Below are 19,477 nucleotides of genomic sequence, written 5' to 3'. Positions count from 1 at the left end.
CGGCTACACCGTCGCCGGCTCGGCCTGCTCCGACTCCTGTGCGGCGGTGGCCCGGTCCCGGGCCTCGCGGCGGGCCATGATCAGCCAGCCGACGGGCACACCGACGGAGAACAGCCACCACTGGATGGCGTACGCGTAGTTCAGGGCCGCGTCCTCGCTGCCGGGCGGCCCGAGCAGCTCCGGGGTGTCGCCCTTCGGCTCCGGCGCCGTCTGCACGATGTAGCCGCCGAGCACCCGGGCGCCCAGCCGCCGCGCCTCCTGCTCGCTGTTGATCAGCATGACCTGCCGGTCCGGCAGTCCCTTGAGGTTCTTGATGCCGCTCGCGGCGGTCGTCTCGTCGGGCATCAGCCGCCCGGTGACGGTGACCCGGCCGCGGGGCGGCGCCGGGACCTCCGGGAAGGCGGTCTGGCTGGGGCCGTCCGCGGGGATCCAGCCCCGGTTGACCAGCAGCACCTTGCCGTCCGTCAGGACGAGTGGCGTGAGGACGTGGAAGCCGACCGTCTCGTCGGCGTTGACGCGACGCCGGACGACGACCTCGTGTCCGGTGTCGAAGACGCCGGTGGCGGTCACGCTCCGGTACCGCTCGTCGCGGGTGACGGTGTGTCCCGGGGTGGTCAGCTTCTCCACGGGCACGGCCCGGGCGCCCAGCGCGTCGGAGACCAGCTGGTTGCGCGCGGTGCGCTCGTCGTAGCGATGCATCTGCCAGAAGCCCAGCCTGATCATCGTGGGGATGAGGAGGAGGGAGACCAGCGTGAGGATCACCCACTGCCGGGACAACAGGAAGCGGTACACCCCACGACGGTACAACTCGGTCGTGGGGCGCACCGCGCCGGGTACCGGAAGGGGGCCCTCCGGAATCGGCGTCCGACGGATTCCCGACGGACCTCCCGACGGATTCCGGGACGGCTCACACCTTGTCGACGATGCCCACCCTGCCCTCCGCGCGGGCGCAGTGCGCGCCGCAGAACCAGTGACCCTCGACCTCCACGCCCTGACCGATGATCTGGACCCTGCAGTGCTCGCAGATGGGGGCCATGCGGTGGATCGCACAGGAGAAGCAGTCGAAGACGTGGATCGCGCCCTGCGCGTGCACCTCGAAGGTCATTCCGTAGTCATTGCCGCAAACTTCGCATCTCGCCATGCGCCACAGGGTGAGCCGTCGCCCGCGCGCGGGCGAGTGGGCGACGGGCGAGTCGCGCGGCAATCACCCGTACGCACGGGTCGCCGCCCGCACGGATGCCCATACGGTCGCCGTGAGTGCGGGGCACCGCTCGCGTGGGTCACTCGTCGGCGGGCTCCACGTCGCGCAGGAGCTGCCCGAATGCGGCCTCGTCCACGACGGGCGTCCCGAACTGCCGGGCCTTGACCGCCTTGGACGTGCCCGAGTCGGGATCGTTGGTGACCAGCAGGCTGGTCAGCCGGGACAGGCTCGTCGCCACATGCAGCCCCGCCTCGACGGCGCGGTCCTCCAGCAGTTCGCGTTCGACGGAGGTGTCGCCCGAGAAGGCGATGCGCATGCCCTGCTTCAGCCTTTTGCCGTCTTCGTAGCGACCAGGGTTGGGATGGGGGCATGCGGGCCTCTTGCGGGACGGCCGCCAAGTGCCGGGCCGGTAGGCGCCGTAGCCGCTGCCGCCCGGACCGCCGGCCTGCCGGCCGATCAGGGGGGCGGGCCGGTCGGCCCACTCCGTGAGCGGGCGGCACTCGAGCAGCGGCAGGCGGACGCCGCCCGCCGCCGCGGCCCGCAGGCTCGGCCGGAACGCCTCCGCGAGCACGCGCGCGTCGTCGAGCGCGTGGTGCGCCCGCTGCTGCACCACCCCGAAATGGGCGGCCAGCGACTCCAGCTTGTGGTTGGGCAGCGGCAGGGCCAGTTCCTTGGCGAGCGCGATGGTGCACAGTCGCTGCCGCACCGGCGCCTCGCGCTCCGCGCGCGCGTACTCCCTCGCGATCATCTGCCAGTCGAAGACCGCGTTGTGCGCGACGAGCACCCGCCCGTCGAGCCGCGCGGCGAACTCCTCGGCCACGTCACGGAAGAGGGGCGCGCCCTCGAGCACGTCGCTCGTCAGACCGTGTATCCACACCGGGCCCGGGTCGCGCTCCGGGTTGACCAGCGTGTACCAGTGGTCCTCGACCTCACCGCGCGCGTCCAGCCGGTAGACGGCGGCCGAGATGATCCGGTCGTCCCGGGCCAGGCCGGTGGTCTCCACGTCAACGACCGCGTACCCCTGGGGATACGCGGTCGGCCACTCCGTGGGGGACGACGCTGTCGTCGTGTGGTCTTCGAGCATGGTCACTGAGGATACGGGCCCCCACCGACAGCTCGCCGCACCTGCCCCGGGGGGACGGTGCAAGAAGCCCCACGGAACGTACGGGAGTTCGCGATGCGCACGCGCGCGTGTGCTCGGCCGTCGGCTGACGGCCGGCCAACTGCTCGGTGACCGGCCCCCGTTCGGGCGTCCGCGGCCGACTCTCCCGCGCACCGGCCCCTCTTCGCCCTCACTTGGGCCTTTTCATCACCTTCGACCCGTTTCCCTCCCCGTGCGTTCCCACGGCTGTGAGCGTCGGTGCGGTGCCCTCGCCCCCCGGGGTGCCATCCTCCGTCCTGTGACGGAACCAACCCACGCCGAGGCCCACGAGGGCTCGCTCGGATCGCGGCTGAACTGGCTGCGTGCCGCCGTCCTCGGCGCCAACGACGGCATCGTCTCCACCGCGGGCCTCGTGGTCGGCGTGGCCGGCGCCACGGACGACCGTTCCGCGCTGCTGACGGCCGGCCTCGCCGGTCTGCTGGCCGGCTCGATGTCCATGGCGGCGGGGGAGTACGTCTCGGTGTCCACCCAGCGGGACTCCGAGAAGGCCGCTCTCGCGATGGAGCGCCGGGAGCTGCGCGAGCAGCCGGAGGCCGAACTGGACGAACTGACCGAGTTGCTGGAGGAGCGGGGGCTGTCCCGGGAGGTGGCCCGGGAGGCGGCCGTCCAGCTCACGGAACGGGACGCGCTGAGGGCCCATGCGCGCGTGGAGCTCGGCATCGACCCGGACGACCTCACCAACCCCTGGCACGCGGCCTGGGCGAGCTTCCTCGCCTTCACGGCCGGCGCACTGCTGCCCCTGCTGGCCATCGTGCTTCCTCCGGCGGACGGGCGGCTCGCGGTCACCGTCGTGTCGGTCCTGGCGGCGCTGGCCGGCACGGGCTGGAGCAGTGCCCGCCTGGGCTCGGCGGCGCCGGGCCGGGCGGTGCTGCGGAACGTGGGCGGCGGGGCACTGGCGATGGGGGTGACGTACGCGGTCGGGGCGCTCCTGGGAGCCGCGGGGGTGTGAAGAAGGCGTGCGGTGCCCGGCGTGCCGTCGCGGCCTGTTGGCGGGGATCACCAACAAGCAAGCGCATACCCCCGGTAATACTTGTCGGTAACAACGTCTAGCCGCAGCCCACCAGCGGTTCTACGGTGCCCTCATGCCGAACCTGCCCGATGTCGTGCTGTGGTCGATACCCGCCTTCGTGCTGCTCACCGTGATCGAGGTGATCAGCGTCCGCATCCATCCCGACGACGATGCGGCCGGGTACGAGACGAAGGATGCCGTGACGAGCGTCGGCATGGGGCTCGGAAGCCTCGTCTTCGACTTCGTCTGGAAGATCCCGATCGTCGCGATCTACACGGCGATCTACGAACTCACGCCCCTGCGCGTCCCCGTCCTGTGGTGGACGCTCCCGCTGATGCTGCTGGCGCAGGACTTCTTCTACTACTGGTCCCACCGCGGCCACCACGTCATCCGCGTCCTGTGGGCCTGCCACGTCGTCCACCACTCCAGCGAGAAGTTCAACCTCACCACCGCCCTGCGCCAGCCCTGGACCTCGCTGACCGTCTGGCCGTTCTACGTCCCGCTCGTCGCCGCCGGCGTCCACCCGGCCGCGCTCGCCTTCTGCTCCTCGGCCAACCTCGTCTACCAGTTCTGGATCCACACCGAGCGGATCGACCGGATGCCCCGGTGGTTCGAGTTCGTGTTCAACACGCCGTCCCACCACCGCGTCCACCACGCCTCCCAGGGCGGCTACCTGGACCGCAACTTCGGCGGCATCCTCATCGTCTGGGACCGGCTCTTCGGCTCGTTCGTGCCTGAGGTCGACCGGCCCGTCTACGGGTTGACCAAGAACATCAACACGTTCAACCCGATCAAGGTCGCCACCCATGAATACGTCGCGATCGTCAAGGACGTGAGGGCGGCGGCCGGTTGGCGCGAGCGGGCGGGGCGGGTCTTCCGCGGCCCGGGCTGGCAGCCCGCGCCCTCACGCACCCCGGGCTCCACCGCCGCCCCGGTCGAGGAGACCACGGCCGCGTGACCCGCTCCCGCGTCCTCCTCTCCCTGTGCGGGCTCGCCGCGGCCGTCGACCTGCTCAGCCTCGCGGCCGGCTCCGACACGGGCCACCTGCTCGCCAAGCCGCTGCTCATGCCCCTCCTCGCCGCCTGGGCGGCCGTGAGGGGAGCCCCCCGGCTGCTCCTCGCGGCCCTCCTGTGCGGCTGGGGCGGCGACACCCTGCTGCTGTTCGACGCCGACCCCGCCTTCCTCGCGGGCATGGCGTCCTTCGCCGCCGGGCACGTCTGCTACCTGGCGCTGTTCCGGCGCCTGGGCCGTCCCACCGGGCGGGCCGCCGCCCTGCTCGCCCCCTGCTACGCCACCGCCCTGATCGCCACCGTCGCCCTGTTGTGGCCCGGACTTCCCCAGGAACTGCGGCTGCCCGTGGCCGTCTACAGCGCCCTGCTCACCGCCATGGCGTACACCGCCACCGTGCGGGTCGGCCCGGTCGCCGGCGCCGGCGGCGTGCTGTTCCTGCTCTCCGACACCCTGATCGCCACCGGCGTCGCCGACTGGCCGCAGCTCCCGCGCCCCGACCTGTGGATCATGCTCACCTACCTCGCCGCGCAGTTCCTGCTGGTCCGCGGTGTCCTCGGTGAACGACCGGAGCAGGCGGCGGCGTACCGTGAAGTGCGCTCGACCACCCCCTGAGCGCCCTCACGACACCGCACGACCGCACGAGAAGGACCCTCGACATGCGCGCCACCACCATCCACGCCCCTTTCGACATGCGGGTGGAGGACGTTCCCGACCCCGTGGTGCGCATGCCCGGCGACGCCGTGGTCCGGGTGCTGCGCGCCTGCATCTGCGGCAGCGACCTGTGGGCGTACCGCGGTGAGGCGGCCCGGGAACCGGGACAGCGGATCGGGCACGAGTTCCTCGGCGTGGTGGAGGAGACCGGCTCCGACGTGACGACGCTCAGGCGCGGCGACCTCGTCGTCGCGCCCTTCATGTGGTCCGACGGCGTCTGCGACTACTGCCGCGAGGGCCTGACGACGTCCTGCGAGCACGGCGGCTTCTGGGGCTCCGTCGGCCACGACGGCGGCCAGGGCGAGGCCGTGCGCGTGCCGTTCGCCGACGGCACCCTCGTCCGGCTGCCCAAGGAGGCGGCCTCCGACGACCACCTGCTGGCCGCGCTGCTCACCCTCTCCGACGTGCTGGGCACCGGCCACCACGCGGCCCTCGGCGCGGGCGTGAGGCCCGGCGCCACCGTCGCCGTCGTCGGGGACGGCGCCGTCGGTCTGTGCGCGGTGCTGGCCGCCAAGCGGCTCGGCGCCGACCGCGTCATCGCCCTCGGCCGCCACCGGGCCCGCACCGACATCGCGCGCCGCTTCGGCGCCACCGACGTCGTCGCCGAGCGCGGGGACGCGGCCGTGGAGGCGGTCCGCGAACTCACCCGCGGCCAGGGCGCGCACGCGGTCGTCGAGGCGGTCGGCACCGAACAGTCCATGCGCACGGCCCTCGACATCAGCCGGGACGGCGGCGCCATCGGCTTCGTCGGCGTCCCGCACGGCAGCGGAACCGGCCTCGACCTCGGCGTCATGTTCGACCGCAACATCGCGCTGCGCGGCGGCGTCGCCCCGGTCCGCGCCTACCTCCCCGAGCTGCTGCCCGACGTGCTGAGCGGCGCGATCGACCCGTCGCCGGTCTTCGACCTGACCGTCGGCATCGAGGACGTCCCGGACGGCTACAAGGCGATGGACCAGCGCACCGCCCTCAAGGTCATGGTGACCTTCTGACGTGCTCAACAGTTGAGCGTCAACCCCGACCGTCAACCCTTGACGGGCAACGGCAACGCCGTCAACAGCCCCGACACCGCCACCGCCGCTCCCAGCGCGACGACCTCCACGCGCGCGGGGGAGCAGGCGGCCAGCGGGTCGGGGGACCGACGCAGCCGCGTCCGCGCACACAGGGCGAGCAGGGCGACCACGCCGACCACGAGCATCTTCCCGAGCAGCACGCGCCCGTAGGCCGTCGTGGTCAGCTGATCGAGCAGGGATCCCGGCGGCAGCCGGCGCAGTGAGCTGCACAGCCCGGTCGTGCAGACCGCGGCGAACAGCAGGGCCGCCACGCGCGCGTAGAGGCCGAGCAGCGCGGCGCCCGCCCCGGACCCGTCCCACCGGCGCAGCGTGCGGAGCACGTTGAGCAGACCGCCCGCCCACACCGCCGAGCACATCAGGTGCACGACGGTCAGCCCGGAGCCGATCAGCGGCGTGTGTTCCGTCGGCGGGTGCGCGCGCAGCGCCTCCGCCACGACCACCACCGCCAGGGGCCACGCCTGGCGGTTCGGCCGGCGCGACAGCGCGCACAGCCCGGCCACCGCGAACGCGATCGCCTCCAGCAGCGCGAGCACGCCGGCCCGCGATCCGTGGCCGTGGGGCGCCAGCTCGCCCGCGGCCGCCGCGGCCGCGAACCCCACGACGGCCGCGTACGGCGCCCAGCCGGCGGGCCGGGCGAGCGGGGCGTCCGGCACCCGCCGGGCGAGTCCGGTCACGAACACCTCGCCCGCCTGCACGCACAGCGCCGCGAACAGCGCCGCCCGCAGCAGCGCGACCGTACCGGAGTCCGGGGCCGTGGTCTGCCCGGTGCCGTGCGCGGCGACGGACGGCCCGAGCAGCGGGACCAGGGCCGCGAGCCCCACCAGGACGAGCACGGCCACCGCCCGGCCGGGGCCGGTGCGGCGCGTGGAGTCGATTGCTTCGGTCGGTCGTATGAGGGCCATGCCAGGATCTTCACCACGCGCCACAAATGCGGGCAAGTTGGGCCAAAGTGGCCGGGGCGGTGTCGCGCCGTCCGGAGGCGAACCGCCGACGGGTCAGAGCCAGCGCGCCGGATCCGCCCCCCACGGCCCGGGCGGCCGCGCCCAGTCGCCCGGCCCGCCGTCGAACGACACCGGCGCGAGCGCGTACCGCAGCCGCCCGATCGGGCTGTCGGTCTCCCCGAGCCAGGTCTCCGGGCCGATCCGGCCGTCCCCGGCCGCCTCTTCGCCCGTCGCCCCGGCCGATCCTGCGCCCGTCACCCCGCCCCAGCCTGCGGCCGGCCCTGCGGCCGTCGCCCCGCCCGGCTCCCCGTCGGGCCCGCCTGTCGCCCGGGCGCCCTCCTTGGTCTTCCCTTTGCCCTCCTCTTCGTCCATCCGGGCGCTCTCGGTCAGCCATGCCGCGGTCCGCGCCAGCGCCAGCCGCACGAACCGGCTGCCGCCGTCGTACGACTGCTCGGTCAGCGCGCGCAGCACGGCCGCCGCCAGCAGGTACCCGGTGCCGTGGTCGAGGGCCTGCGCCGGCAGTGCGCCGGGCCGCTCCCTCGAACCCTCGGTCGACGCGATGCCCGTGGCCACCTGGACCAGGCTGTCGAAGCCGCGCCGCCCGCCCCACGGCCCGTACGCGCCCCACGCCGACACCTGCGCCACGACCAGCCCCGGCCGGCGCTCGGCCAGCGCCTCGGGGGAGAGCCCGAACCGGTCCAGGGCGCCCGGCCGGTAGCCGGTGACCACCACGTCCGCCGCCGCGAGCAGCTCCTCGAAGACGTGCCGGTCCGCCGTCAGGTCCAGCAGCGCCGAGCGCTTCCCGAAGCCGGTGTCGGCGTGCTGGTCGGGCAGCTCCGGCAGGGCGGGCGCGTCGACACGCAGGACGTCCGCGCCCAGCAGGGCGAGGGTGCGGGTGGCGACCGGTCCGGCGAGGACCCGGGTGAGATCCAGGACGCGCAGTCCGGCGGCGGGCAGCAGGGGGACGCCGTCGAGCGGCGCGAACGCACGCGCGCGTGCCCCGTCCAGCCGGCCTCGCTCGACCAGGGGGCGGGCGGCGACCGCGGCCGCCTGCTCGTGGGCCGCCCACTCCTGGGGCGTGCGCAGCGCGACGGCCAGTCCGCCGGCCGCCTGGACCGCGTCCTCCACGTCCAGGGCGGCACGCTCGGCGAGCGCGCCCTCCACGGCGGCCGGGCCGGCGTCCTGGGGGAGGCTCAGCGCGCGCAGCAACCGCTCGCGGTGGTGCGGATAGTTGGCGTGGGTGCGCACCCAGCCGTCGGCCGTCCGCCAGAACCGGGACAGCGGGGCGAACAGCAGGGGCGGACGCCCGTCGACCAGCAGGTGCCGCTCGCTGGTGAACGCCGCGGCGACCGCTCCGTCGTCCACCCGCACCAGCGGGGCCTTCGCGAGGCCGGCCCTGCGCGCCGCCAGCTCGGCGGCGGCGAGCGCGCACGTGCCGACGCAGGCCCGCGCCAGCTCCCGCACGGGGAGTCGGGCCGGCAGGACCCCCTCCCGTGCCACGGTCGCCACGCGCGCGAGAAGGGCGGGATCGCCGCCCAGTTCCGACCATGCGAACCTGATGTCAGTCATGACTGCATGATGCATTATTGATTCAATCAATATATGCAAAAAGGCCGGGGCGACCGGAGACCGGCAGGAGGAAGGGCCGGACGGATGATCCGCCCGGCCCTCATGACCCTCGTTCAACGACTGAACGACTGAACGACTACTTCACGGCGCGCAGCGCGTTCACGACGCCGAAGCCGAAGAAGCCGTTGAGGCGCTTGCCGCCCACGCACGTGGCGTCCACGACGCCGTTGCCGTCACCGTCGTACGGCTCGGTCGGGCACGCCGTGCTGTCCGCCTGCAGCTTCAGCAGCGCCTGCAGCTGGGCCGGGCTCGCGTGCGGGTGGGTCGACTTCAGCAGCGCGGCCACGCCGGCCACGTGCGGGGACGCCATCGAGGTGCCCTGCAGGAAGCCGTACGCGTTGTTCGGCATCGTGGACAGGATGCGGCCGTTGGCCGACGGAGTGTCCGGGATCTGGTACTTGTCGCCGCCCGGAGCCGCGACGTCGACGACGCCCAGGCCGTAGCTGGAGTAGTACGACTTGGTGCCCTTGACGCCCGTCGCGCTCACCGTGACGACGCCCGGCAGCTGGGTCGGGACGTCGAAGCACTCGTGCGGGTCGACCGTCCGCGTCACCGGCGTCGAGTCGTCCGGGCTGGACGCGTCCTCGAGGGCGTCGGAGTCCAGGTCGTGGTTGGAGTTGCCCGCCGAGGCCACATTGAGCGTGCCCTTCTTCTGGGCGTACAGCTGGGCCCTGTTGACCGCGTCGACGATGGCCCGCTGGTCCGGGTCGTCCATGCAGTTGTACAGCCACGGGTCGACGTAGTAGCTGTTGTTGGTGATCTCGACGCCGTGGTCGGCGGCGAACACGAACGCGCAGACGACGTTCTCCGGGTAGAAGAGGCCGTCCTTGGGGTCGCTCACCTTGATGCCGGCGACCTTCACGCCGGGCGCGACGCCCGCCACGCCGATGCCGTTGCGGGCCGCGGCGATCTCACCGGCGACATGGGTGCCGTGGTAGTCGTTCGCGGTGTACGGGCGCCAGGCGCCCTCGCTGGTGTCCGCGACGCCGCCGACGCAGTTCGCGGACTGGGACGCGGAGAAGTTCGGCGCCAGGTCCGGGTGGGTGTCGTCGACGCCGGTGTCGATGACGGCGACCGTCACCCTCTTGCTGCCGGGGTTGATCGTGGCGGCCTTGTCGGCGCCGATCGCCCGCAGGTCCCACTGGTCGGCCTCGAGCGGCTCGCTCTGGCCCGCCGCGTCGGACGCCTTCGCGACCTTCGCGGCCTCGGCCTGCGACAGGACCTGCGCCGCGCCCTCGTCGGTGGTCCCGGCGGCGCTCAGCGGCGCGGTACGGGTGGCGCCGGCCGACTGCACGCCGCGCACCGCGCGTATCTGCGCGCCGAAGTCGGGATTCGCCGAATGGACGACGAGCACGCCGATCCTGTCGTACGCCGCGACGACGGTGCCGCCGGCCGCGGCGATCGCCTTCTTCACCGACCCGATCGTGCGGTGGTCCGCCTTGGTGTTGACGACGTACGCCAGGGTTGCGGCGTCGGCCGTCGTGGTGGCGGAGGTCGTGACCGGGGCCGCGGAGGCCGCCGTCGGCAGGAAGCCGAGCGAGGCGGTCAGCGACAGCACGACGGGCACCGCGAGCGCGAGGCGGCGTCTGGAAGGCAGATGAGCCATGGGGTCTCCACATCATCCGGAAACGGGACCTGGCCCAGGCGCAGGTGCTGCCTGGGCAGGTACATGACGGGTGGTGCTCGCCCGAAGCTATCTCCCTGACTCACCGGCCAGCAATGACTTCCAGGCGGCGAGTTTGCCGACCCATGACCTGAACCGGACCCCGCTCGTTGGTCATGACCTGCCGAAGGCCACTTCGACAAACCCGCCCGACGCGTTGAACCCGTCCCCGTGCGGCGCCGTGACCTTGGGCAGGGAGCGAGAGGACACTCGCCTCCTTTCGCCGTCCGACCCGCATCCGCAACGAGGAGACTCCGTGGCAACCGAGACACCGCCCCCCTCGAAAACCCCAGCCCGACTCCCGTCCACCGAGGAGTTCGTCGCGGTGCAGGAGAGCCCGGAGTTCGGTGAACTGCGCGGCGCCTACCGCGGCTTCGCCTTCCCGCTGACCGTCGCCTTCATCGCCTGGTACCTGCTGTACGTCCTGCTCTCCAACTACGCGGGCGACTTCATGGGCACCAAGCTCTTCGGCAACATCAACGTCGCGCTCGCCCTGGGCCTCGCCCAGTTCCTCACCACGTTCCTCATCGCCTGGTGGTACGCGCGGACCGCGGCCGCCAGATTCGACCCCAAGGCCCAGGCCATCAAGTCCCGGATGGAGGACGGCGCATGAGCCCCGCACAGCACCCCGCCCTGCTCGCCGCCGGTGAGGCCAGCGAGCACCGCACCCTGATCGTCACCCTGTTCGCGGTGTTCGTCGTCGCGACGCTCGTCATCACCGTCTGGGCCGGCCGCCAGACCAAGGACGCCGCCGACTTCTACGCCGGCGGCCGTCAGTTCACCGGATTCCAGAACGGCCTCGCCGTCTCCGGCGACTACATGTCCGCCGCGTCCTTCCTCGGCATCGCGGGCGCCATCGCCCTCTTCGGCTACGACGGCTTCCTGTACTCCATCGGCTTCCTGGTCGCCTGGCTGGTCGCCCTGCTCCTGGTCGCCGAGCCGCTGCGCAACTCCGGCCGCTACACGATGGGCGACGTCCTCGCGTACCGCATGCGCCAGCGCCCCGTCCGCACGGCCGCCGGCACGTCCACCATCGTCGTGTCGATCTTCTACCTGCTCGCCCAGATGGCGGGCGCGGGCGTCCTGGTCTCGCTCCTGCTCGGCATCACCAGCGACGGCGGCAAGATCGGCATCGTCGCCCTGGTCGGCGTCCTGATGATCGTCTACGTGACGATCGGCGGCATGAAGGGCACCACCTGGGTCCAGATGGTCAAGGCGGTCCTGCTCATCGCCGGCGCCCTGCTGCTCACCTTCCTGGTCCTGCTGAAGTTCGACTTCAACGTCTCCGAGCTGCTGGGCTCGGCCGCCGACAACAGCGGCAAGGGCGCCGCCTTCCTGGAGCCCGGCCTGAAGTACGGCGCCACCGGCACCACCAAGCTGGACTTCATCTCCCTCGGCATCGCCCTCGTCCTGGGCACCGCCGGCCTGCCGCACATCCTGATCCGCTTCTACACCGTGCCGACCGCCAAGGCCGCCCGGAAGTCGGTCCTGTGGGCCATCGGCCTGATCGGCGCCTTCTACCTGATGACCCTCGCCCTCGGCTTCGGCGCCGCCGCGCTGATCAAGCCGGACGAGATCACCGCGTCCAACAAGGCCGGCAACACGGCGGCGCCCCTGCTCGCCCTCCATCTGGGCGGCGTCGACTCCAACTGGGGCGCGATCCTGCTGGCCACCATCTCGGCGGTCGCCTTCGCCACCATCCTCGCGGTCGTCGCCGGCCTCACCCTGGCGTCGTCCTCGTCCTTCGCCCACGACATCTACGCCAACGTCATCAGGAAGGGCGAGGCCACCGAGAAGCAGGAGATCAACGCGGCCCGCTACGCCACCGTCGGCATCGGCGCCGTCTCCATCCTGCTCGGCGCCCTCGCCCGCGACCTGAACGTCGCCGGTCTGGTCGCCCTGGCCTTCGCGGTCGCCGCCTCCGCCAACCTGCCGACGATCCTCTACAGCCTCTTCTGGAAGCGGTTCACCACCTCCGGAGCCCTGTGGTCGATCTACGGCGGACTGGTCACCGCGGTGGGCCTGGTGCTGTTCTCGCCGGTCGTCTCCGGCAAGCCGACCTCGATGTTCCCGGACGTCGACTTCCACTGGTTCCCGCTGGAGAACCCCGGCATCATCTCGATCCCGGTCGGCTTCCTGCTGGGCGTCGTCGGCACCCTGCTGTCGAAGGAGGAGCCCGACAAGGACAAGTTCGCCGAGCTGGAGGTCCGCTCCCTGACCGGCACCGGAGCCCATTGAGCACCCGCCGTCCACGCTCCCCCCGCGGCCGCGTCGTAGTTCCCTACGACGCGGCCGCGTCCCACCTCGTGGGATCGGGCTCTGTCGTTGTCAGTGGTGTCACGTAGGCTCGCAAGTGACGGAGCAGACAAGCGATCCACCACGAGGGAGGGGGCCCGCGTGCTCATCGACACTTACGGCCGAGTGGCCACCGACCTGAGGGTCTCGCTGACCGACCGCTGCAACCTGCGCTGTACGTACTGCATGCCCGAGGAGGGCCTGCAGTGGCTGGCCAAGCCCGACCTCCTCACGGACGACGAGATCGTCCGCCTGATCGACATCGCGGTCTCCACGCTCGGCATCGAGGAGGTCCGCTTCACCGGCGGCGAGCCCCTGCTGCGCCCGGGCCTGGTCGGCATCGTCGAGCGGGTCGCGGCGCTCACCCCCCGCCCCCAGACGTCGCTCACGACGAACGGCATCGGCCTTCGCCGCACCGCCCAGGCCCTGAAGGCGGCCGGCCTGGACCGGGTCAACGTCTCCCTCGACACCCTGCGCCCCGACGTCTTCAAGACCCTCACCCGCCGGGACCGTCACAAGGACGTGCTCGAAGGCCTCGAAGCCGCCCGCGAGGCAGGCCTGACCCCGGTGAAGGTGAACTCGGTCCTGATGCCGGGCCTCAACGAGGACGAGGCCCCGGACCTCCTCGCCTGGGCCGTCGCCCACGACTACGAGCTGCGCTTCATCGAGCAGATGCCGCTGGACGCGCAGCACGGCTGGAAGCGCGAGGGCATGGTCACGGCCGGGGACATCCTGGCCTCCCTGCGCACCCGCTTCGACCTCACCCCCGAAGGCCAGGACGAACGCGGCTCGGCCCCGGCCGAACGCTGGCTGGTCGACGGCGGGCCCCACCGCGTCGGCGTCATCGCCTCCGTCACGCGCCCCTTCTGCGCCGCCTGCGACCGCACCCGCCTCACCGCCGACGGCCAGGTCCGCACCTGTCTCTTCGCCCGGGAGGAGACCGACCTGAGAGCGGCCCTGCGCTCCGGCGCGCCCGACGAGGAGATAGCCCGCATCTGGCGCCTGGCCATGTGGGGCAAGAAGGCCGGCTCGGGCCTGGACGACCCGAGCTTCCTGCAGCCGGACCGTCCGATGTCGGCGATCGGCGGCTAGCCGCCGCGCGGCGGGGGCACCGCACGGGACCCGGCCTAGCGGGGCTGTGCGGACTCCCACTCGGTCAGCAGGACGACGTCCTTGAGGAAGCCGCGAACCCCGAGGAACTGCGACAGATGTTCTCGGTGCTCCTCGCACGCGAGCCACGTCTTGCGCCGCTCGGCCGTGTGGATCTTCGGGTTGTTCCACGCCAGCACCCACACCGCGTCGACACGGCAGCCCTTGGCGGAACAGATCGGGGTCTCGTCACTCACAGGTTCGTCTCATCCACACGCACACAAAGGCGACGCCGAGCAGCCACGGGGGGAGCTGCCCGGCGTCGGTCCGTCGCTCCGACGGGGGATGCGGAGCGCGTACGAAGTATGTCACGGCCGACCGCTCCCACGGCACTGGAACAACATGATTGATCTGAGCTTTTCCTGAGCTTGGCGCGCAGCCGGTTCACGGCTCGCCGACAGCCGGCTCATGGTCGCGGCTCCGTCGGATCGGCCGCCGGTTCCGCCCGGCGGGCCTGCGTGAAGCCTTCCTCTTGCGCTGCGGATTCGGCCTGCTCGCCCTCGGCCCGAGGCTGGGCGATCATCGGCCGGACCTGCGCGGTGATGAAGGTGGAGGGGAGCGAGGGCACGTTCTCGCGCCCGGCGTTGGCGATCACGACCGCGATGTAGGGGAGCACCAGCCCCAGGACCAACGCCACGACGGCCACATGGCGTTCCACGTTCCACAGTGTCGCCGCGAGAATCACCGAGACCGTACGGACCGACATCGAGATGACGTACCGCCGTTGCCGGCCCCGCACGTCGTCCTGGAGACCCTGCCGCGCTCCGGTGATCCGGAACACCTGGACGTTTCCGCCGCCGACATGCTTCCGCATCACATTCCACCGTCCGCCCGCATCGGCCCCTCACCGACTGTCCACGTTACGCCGCGTGTGCGCCGCATTCGAGGCCGGGTCACCCCTCCACGGCGAACGTTCTGCGCCGTCCCGCGTACGGCTGTACCCGACATGCGCCGTAGCGCGAGCGGATCGACACTGAGGGCAATGCTCACGTGGAGCACGTACGAGGAGGCAGCCATGGGCTGGTTGTGGGCGATCATCGTGGGTTTCGTGCTGGGCCTGATCGCGAAGGCGATCATCCCGGGCAAGCAACACAGCCCACTCTGGCTGACCACCATTTTCGGCATGCTGGGCGCGATCGCGGGCAACGCGATCGCCCGCGCGTTCGGGGTCGAGTCCACCTCCGGCATCGACTGGAGCCGTCATGTGTTCCAGCTCGTCGCCGCCATCGTCATCGTCGCCCTGGGCGACATGCTCTACATGGCGGCCTGGGGCAAGAGGAAGTACCACGCCTGAGCGGACACCCGACGAAGGGGCGGCCTCCCGCGGGAAGCCGCCCCTCGTGGTTCCGTCGACCGGACGGTCCCGCCGGTCAGGCGGTGACCTCCACGGCGGCCAGGTTCTTCTTCCCGCGCCGCAGCACCAGCCACCGCCCGTGCAGCAGCTCGTCCTTCGCCGGCACCGCGTCCTCGGCCGTGACCTTGACGTTGTTCACGTAGGCCCCGCCCTCCTTCACGGTCCGTCGCGCCGCGGACTTGCTGGCCACGAGACCGACCTCCGCGAACAGGTCCACCACCGGGCCGAGCTCGGCGACCTGGACGTGCGGCACCTCGGACAGCGCCGCGGCCAGCGTCCGCTCGTCGAGGTCCGCCAGCTCGCCCTGACCGAAGAGCGCACGGGACGCGGCGATCACCGCGGCCGTCTGGTCGGGGCCGTGCACCAGCGTCGTCAGCTCCTCGGCCAGCGCGCGCTGCGCGGCACGCGCCTGCGGACGCTCCTGTGTCTGCCTCTCCAGCTCCTCGAGCTCCGCACGGGACTGGAAGGACAGGATCCGCATGTAGGTCGAGATGTCCCGGTCGTCCACGTTCAGCCAGAACTGGTAGAACGCGTACGGCGTCGTCATCTCCGGGTCCAGCCAGACGGCGCCGCCCTCGGTCTTGCCGAACTTGGTGCCGTCCGCCTTGACCATCAGCGGCGTCGCCAGACAGTGCACCGCGGCCTCGGGCTCCAGCTTGTGGATCAGGTCCAGACCCGCCGTGAGGTTGCCCCACTGGTCGCTGCCGCCCTGCTGGAGGGTGCAGCCGTGGCGCCGGTACAGCTCCAGGAAGTCCATGCCCTGGAGCAGCTGGTAGCTGAACTCCGTGTAGCTGATGCCCTCCTGAGACTCCAGTCGCCGGGCGACCGAGTCCTTGGTCAGCATCTTGTTGACGCGGAAGTGCTTGCCGATGTCCCGCAGGAACTCGATGGCCGACAGACCGGCCGTCCAGTCCAGGTTGTTCACCATCACCGCGGCGTTCTCGCCCTCGAAGGACAGGAACGGCTCGATCTGCGCGCGCAGCCGGGTCACCCAGTTCGCGACCGTCTCCGGGTCGTTCAGCGTCCGCTCCGCCGTGGGGCGCGGGTCGCCGATCTGGCCGGTCGCCCCGCCCACCAGGGCCAGCGGACGCAGGCCCGCCTGCTGGAGGCGGCGCATGGTGAGGACCTGCACCAGGTGGCCGACGTGCAGGCTGGCCGCGGTGGGGTCGAAGCCGCAATAGAACGTGACGGGACCGTCCGCGAGCGCCTTGCGCAAAGCGTCCTCGTCAGTGGACAGGGCCCACAGGCCGCGCCACTTCAGCTCGTCGACGATGTCCGTCACGGTTCTCGCACTCTCCCTGATGATCTTCTTGAGGTTCTCCGGGCGGTCGGACGACCGCCGGCTACGAGGTTATACGCCCTGGCTGACAGAGCTCATATTGAAGTCCGGCACTCTCAGCGCGGGCATCGCGGCCCTTGTGAACCAGTCGCTCCACTCCCGGGGCAGCGTCTTCTCCGTGCGCCCCGCCTCGGTCGCCCGCCCCAGCAGGCCGACCGGCGACTCGTTGAACCGGAAGTTGTTCACCTCGCCGACGACCTCGCCGTCCTCGACGAGATAGACGCCGTCCCGCGTCAGGCCGGTCAGCAGCAGGGTCGCCGGGTCGACCTCGCGGATGTACCACAGGCAGGTCAGCAGCAGTCCGCGACGGGTGTCCGCGACCATCTCCTCCAGGGAACGGTCCGCGCCCCCGTCCAGGATCAGGTTGTCGGCCCCCGGAGCCACCGGCAGACCGGTCAGGGCCGCACTGTGCCGCGTGGTCGTCAGGTGCTTCAGCTCGCCCGCGCCGACCCACTCGGTGGACCGCAGCGGCAGTCCGTTGTCGAAGACGGACTGATCGCCGCCGGAGGAGTGCGCGATGACGAACGGCGCCGACTCCAGACCCGGCTCGTTCGGGTCGCTGCGCAGCGTCAGCGGCAGGTCGGTCAGCTTCTCGCCGAGCCGGGTGCCGCCGCCCGGCTTGGAGAACACCGTCCGGCCCTCGCTCGCGTCGCGGCCCGACGCCGACCACAGCTGGTAGATCAGCAGGTCGGCCACCGCGGTCGGCGGCAGCAGCGTCTCGTACCGCCCGGCGGGCAGCTCGATCCGCCGCTGCGCCCAGCCCAGCCGCACGGCCAGCTCGGCGTCGAGCGCCGCCGGGTCGACGTCCTTGAAGTCCCGCGTCGAGCGCCCCGCCCACGCCGAGCGCGTGCGGTCGGGGGACTTGGCGTTGAGCTCCAGCGTCCCGTTCGGCTGGTCGTGCCGCAGCCGCAGCCCGGTCGACGTGCCCAGGTAGGTCGAGACCAGCTCGTGGTTGGCGAACCCGTACAGCTCGCGGCCGCCCGCCCGCGCGCGTGCGAACGCCTCGCCCAGGGCCGGGGCGAAGTCGGCGAACACCGCGGACGAGGTCTCCGCGGGCGGGTCGGTGAACTCCGGGGACGGCGCCACGCCCGCGACCAGCGGCTGTGCGTCCTCTGCGGGCGCCGCACCGCGCGCGGCGGCCTCGGCGGCCCGCACCAGGGGCTCCAGCTCGTCCGAGGTCACGGCGGCCCGTGAGACGACGCCGGACGCGGTGCCCTCCTTGCCGTCGACCGTCGCGATCACGGTGAGCGTGCGCCCGCGCGTGACGCCGTTGGTCGTCAGCGCGTTGCCGGCCCAGCGCAGGTTCGCCGTCGACTGCTCGTCGGCGATGACGACGCAGCCGTCGGCCCGCGACAGCTCGAGGGCGCGCTCGACGACCTCGTGCGGCTTGTTGCTACGGGCGCTCATCGGCCGGCCTCCTGCGTGGTGTTCAAAATGTTGACGCCCTTGAACAGGGCCGACGGGCAGCCGTGCGACACCGCAGCGACCTGGCCCGGCTGGGCCTTGCCGCAGTTGAAGGCGCCGCCGAGGACGTAGGTCTGCGGACCGCCCACCGCCGCCATCGACCCCCAGAAGTCGGTCGTCGTCGCCTGGTAGGCCACGTCCCGCAGCTGCCCGGTGATCCGCCCGTTCTCGATCCGGAAGAACCGCTGCCCGGTGAACTGGAAGTTGTAGCGCTGCATGTCGATCGACCAGGACCGGTCGCCGACGACATAGATGCCCCGGTCGACGCTGCCGATGAGGCCCTCGGTCGACATCCCGGCCGGATCCGGCCGCAGCGACACGTTGGCCATGCGCTGCACCGGCACATGCCCGGGGGAGTCGGCGAACGCGCAGCCGTTGGACCGCTCGAAGCCGGTCAGCTTCGCGATCCGCCGGTCCAGCTGGTAGCCGACGAGCGTGCCGTCCTTCACCAGGTCCCAGGACTGGCCCTCGACGCCCTCGTCGTCGTAGCCGACGGTGGCCAGGCCGTGCTCGGCGGTGCGGTCGCCGGTGACGTTCATCAGGTCCGAGCCGTAGCGCAACTTGCCGAGCTGGTCGAAGGTGGCGAAGGAGGTGCCGGCGTAGGCGGCCTCGTAGCCGAGCGCGCGGTCGAGCTCGGTGGCGTGGCCGATGGACTCGTGGATGGTCAGCCACAGGTTGGAGGGGTCGACGACCAGGTCGTACAGCCCCGGCTCCACGCTCGGCGCCCGCATCTTCTCGGCGAGCAGCTCCGGGATCCGGTCCAGCTCGTCGTCCCAGTCCCAGCCGGTGCCGGTGAGGTACTCCCAGCCGCGTCCGACGGGCGGCGCGATGGTGCGCATCGAGTCGAACTCGCCGCTGGACTCGTCGACCGACACCGCGGTCAGCGACGGGTGCAGCCGCACCCGCTGCTGGGTGGTCACCGTCCCGGCCGTGTCGGCGTAGAACTTGTTCTCGTGGACGGTCAGCAGCGAGGCGTCGACGTGGTTGACCCCGTTCGCCGCCAGCAGCCGCGCGCTCCAGTCCGCGAGCAGCGCCGCCTTCTCCTCGTCCGGCACGGTGAAGGGGTCGATCTTGTACGACGACACCCACGTCTTCTCGGCGTGCACCGGCTCGTCGGCCAGCTCCACCCTCTCGTCCGACCCGGCGGCCTTGATCACCTGGGCGGAGAGCCTGGCCATCGCCACGGCCTGCGAGGCGACCCTGGCGGCCGCGTCCATCGTCAGATCCACGCCGGACGCGAACCCCCACGTCCCGCCGTGCACGACACGCACCGCGTAGCCGAGGTCGGTCGTGTCGGACGATCCGGAGGGCTTGGCGTCCCGCAGCCGCCAGGACGCGCTGCGCACCCGCTCGAACCGGAAGTCCGCGTGCTCGGCCCCCAGCGCACGCGCGCGTGCCAGAGCGGCGTCGGCGAGGGCGCGTAGGGGTAGTGCCGTGAAACTTTCATCGATGCTATGAGGCACCTACGTCTCTCCCTGG

General features: G+C 71.9%; 19 protein-coding genes. 8 read left to right on the top strand and 11 right to left on the bottom strand.

Annotated elements, in window-relative coordinates:
• Positions 1-3: 3 nt before the first annotated feature.
• The 3 genes from ACZ7DE_RS19925 to ACZ7DE_RS19915 form a co-directional block, all read right to left on the bottom strand.
• Positions 4-792 (bottom strand): SURF1 family cytochrome oxidase biogenesis protein, encoded by a 789-nt coding sequence (locus tag ACZ7DE_RS19925; protein ID WP_470762949.1) that lies wholly within the window; start codon positions 790-792, stop codon positions 4-6.
• Positions 793-907: 115 nt separating this feature from the next.
• Positions 908-1,141: a hypothetical protein gene (locus tag ACZ7DE_RS19920; RefSeq protein ID WP_470762947.1), complete on the bottom strand. Its 234-nt coding sequence runs from the start codon at positions 1,139-1,141 to the stop codon at positions 908-910.
• A gap of 139 nt (positions 1,142-1,280) precedes the next feature.
• Positions 1,281-2,285: a DEDDh family exonuclease gene (locus ACZ7DE_RS19915; RefSeq protein ID WP_470762945.1), complete on the bottom strand. Its 1,005-nt coding sequence runs from the start codon at positions 2,283-2,285 to the stop codon at positions 1,281-1,283.
• A gap of 316 nt (positions 2,286-2,601) precedes the next feature.
• Between ACZ7DE_RS19915 and ACZ7DE_RS19910 the strand changes: the two genes are divergently transcribed.
• The 4 genes from ACZ7DE_RS19910 (at position 2,602) to ACZ7DE_RS19895 (ending at position 6,083) form a co-directional block, all read left to right on the top strand.
• Positions 2,602-3,312: a VIT1/CCC1 transporter family protein gene (locus tag ACZ7DE_RS19910; RefSeq protein WP_470762943.1), complete on the top strand. Its 711-nt coding sequence runs from the start codon at positions 2,602-2,604 to the stop codon at positions 3,310-3,312.
• Positions 3,313-3,445: 133 nt separating this feature from the next.
• The gene (locus ACZ7DE_RS19905; RefSeq protein ID WP_470762941.1) at positions 3,446-4,330 is read left to right on the top strand and encodes a sterol desaturase family protein; all 885 of its coding nucleotides are present in this window, start codon (positions 3,446-3,448) and stop codon (positions 4,328-4,330) included.
• Positions 4,327-4,995 carry a lysoplasmalogenase gene (locus tag ACZ7DE_RS19900; protein ID WP_470762939.1) on the top strand — a complete coding sequence of 223 codons (669 nt, stop codon included), beginning with the start codon at positions 4,327-4,329 and terminating at the stop codon, positions 4,993-4,995. The genes ACZ7DE_RS19905 and ACZ7DE_RS19900 overlap by 4 nt, the downstream gene beginning before the upstream one ends.
• 44 nt (positions 4,996-5,039) lie before the next feature.
• A complete protein-coding gene (locus ACZ7DE_RS19895; protein WP_470762937.1) occupies positions 5,040-6,083 on the top strand; it encodes a zinc-dependent alcohol dehydrogenase family protein in 1,044 nt (347 codons plus the stop codon).
• Positions 6,084-6,115: 32 nt separating this feature from the next.
• On the opposite strand, the gene ACZ7DE_RS19890 is transcribed toward ACZ7DE_RS19895, so the two are convergent.
• The 3 genes from ACZ7DE_RS19890 to ACZ7DE_RS19880 all read right to left on the bottom strand — a co-directional run bounded on the left by ACZ7DE_RS19890 (position 6,116) and on the right by ACZ7DE_RS19880 (position 10,340).
• Entirely contained in the window at positions 6,116-7,066 is a 951-nt protein-coding gene (locus ACZ7DE_RS19890) for a CopD family protein (RefSeq protein ID WP_470762935.1), read from the bottom strand.
• Positions 7,067-7,159: 93 nt separating this feature from the next.
• Positions 7,160-8,674, bottom strand: coding sequence for a CoA transferase (locus tag ACZ7DE_RS19885; RefSeq protein ID WP_470762933.1), 1,515 nt, complete (start codon positions 8,672-8,674; stop codon positions 7,160-7,162).
• 136 nt (positions 8,675-8,810) lie between these two features.
• Complete coding sequence (locus ACZ7DE_RS19880; protein WP_470762931.1) at positions 8,811-10,340, bottom strand: S8 family serine peptidase; 1,530 nt, start codon at positions 10,338-10,340, stop codon at positions 8,811-8,813.
• Positions 10,341-10,653: 313 nt separating this feature from the next.
• On the opposite strand from ACZ7DE_RS19880, the gene ACZ7DE_RS19875 reads away from it, so the two are divergent.
• From ACZ7DE_RS19875 to moaA, 3 genes are all read left to right on the top strand, one after another.
• A complete protein-coding gene (locus ACZ7DE_RS19875) occupies positions 10,654-11,010 on the top strand; it encodes a DUF485 domain-containing protein (RefSeq protein ID WP_470762930.1) in 357 nt (118 codons plus the stop codon).
• Entirely contained in the window at positions 11,007-12,635 is a 1,629-nt protein-coding gene (locus ACZ7DE_RS19870; RefSeq protein ID WP_470762928.1) for a solute symporter family protein, read from the top strand. The genes ACZ7DE_RS19875 and ACZ7DE_RS19870 overlap by 4 nt, the downstream gene beginning before the upstream one ends.
• A gap of 159 nt (positions 12,636-12,794) precedes the next feature.
• Positions 12,795-13,784, top strand: a complete 990-nt coding sequence (moaA, locus tag ACZ7DE_RS19865; protein ID WP_470762926.1) for a GTP 3',8-cyclase MoaA — start codon at positions 12,795-12,797, stop codon at positions 13,782-13,784.
• 35 nt (positions 13,785-13,819) lie between these two features.
• Here the strand turns inward: moaA and ACZ7DE_RS19860 are convergent, their stop codons facing one another.
• Together ACZ7DE_RS19860 and ACZ7DE_RS19855 are read right to left on the bottom strand one after the other, a co-directional pair.
• A complete protein-coding gene (locus ACZ7DE_RS19860; protein ID WP_470762924.1) occupies positions 13,820-14,038 on the bottom strand; it encodes a hypothetical protein in 219 nt (72 codons plus the stop codon).
• 209 nt (positions 14,039-14,247) lie between these two features.
• Positions 14,248-14,655 (bottom strand): DUF3099 domain-containing protein, encoded by a 408-nt coding sequence (locus ACZ7DE_RS19855; RefSeq protein ID WP_470762922.1) that lies wholly within the window; start codon positions 14,653-14,655, stop codon positions 14,248-14,250.
• 201 nt (positions 14,656-14,856) lie between these two features.
• On the opposite strand from ACZ7DE_RS19855, the gene ACZ7DE_RS19850 reads away from it, so the two are divergent.
• The gene (locus ACZ7DE_RS19850; RefSeq protein ID WP_470763602.1) at positions 14,857-15,135 is read left to right on the top strand and encodes a GlsB/YeaQ/YmgE family stress response membrane protein; all 279 of its coding nucleotides are present in this window, start codon (positions 14,857-14,859) and stop codon (positions 15,133-15,135) included.
• A 76-nt stretch (positions 15,136-15,211) separates the two neighbouring features.
• Here ACZ7DE_RS19850 and tyrS read toward each other — a convergent pair whose 3' ends face one another.
• From tyrS to ACZ7DE_RS19835, 3 genes are all read right to left on the bottom strand, one after another.
• Positions 15,212-16,477, bottom strand: coding sequence for a tyrosine--tRNA ligase (tyrS, locus tag ACZ7DE_RS19845; RefSeq protein ID WP_470762920.1), 1,266 nt, complete (start codon positions 16,475-16,477; stop codon positions 15,212-15,214).
• Positions 16,478-16,546: 69 nt separating this feature from the next.
• On the bottom strand, positions 16,547-17,941 hold the full coding sequence (locus tag ACZ7DE_RS19840) for a metallopeptidase TldD-related protein (RefSeq protein ID WP_470762918.1): 1,395 nt from the start codon (positions 17,939-17,941) through the stop codon (positions 16,547-16,549).
• On the bottom strand, positions 17,938-19,461 hold the full coding sequence (locus ACZ7DE_RS19835) for a TldD/PmbA family protein (protein WP_470762916.1): 1,524 nt from the start codon (positions 19,459-19,461) through the stop codon (positions 17,938-17,940). Before ACZ7DE_RS19835 ends, ACZ7DE_RS19840 begins: the two co-directional genes overlap by 4 nt.
• Between the last annotated feature and the right edge of the window lie 16 nt (positions 19,462-19,477).

The sequence above is a fragment of the Streptomyces sp. NPDC037083 genome, from assembly GCF_055606485.1.
Note: the sequence above shows the minus strand (reverse complement) of the source record. Positions and strands in the feature narration are given on the sequence as shown.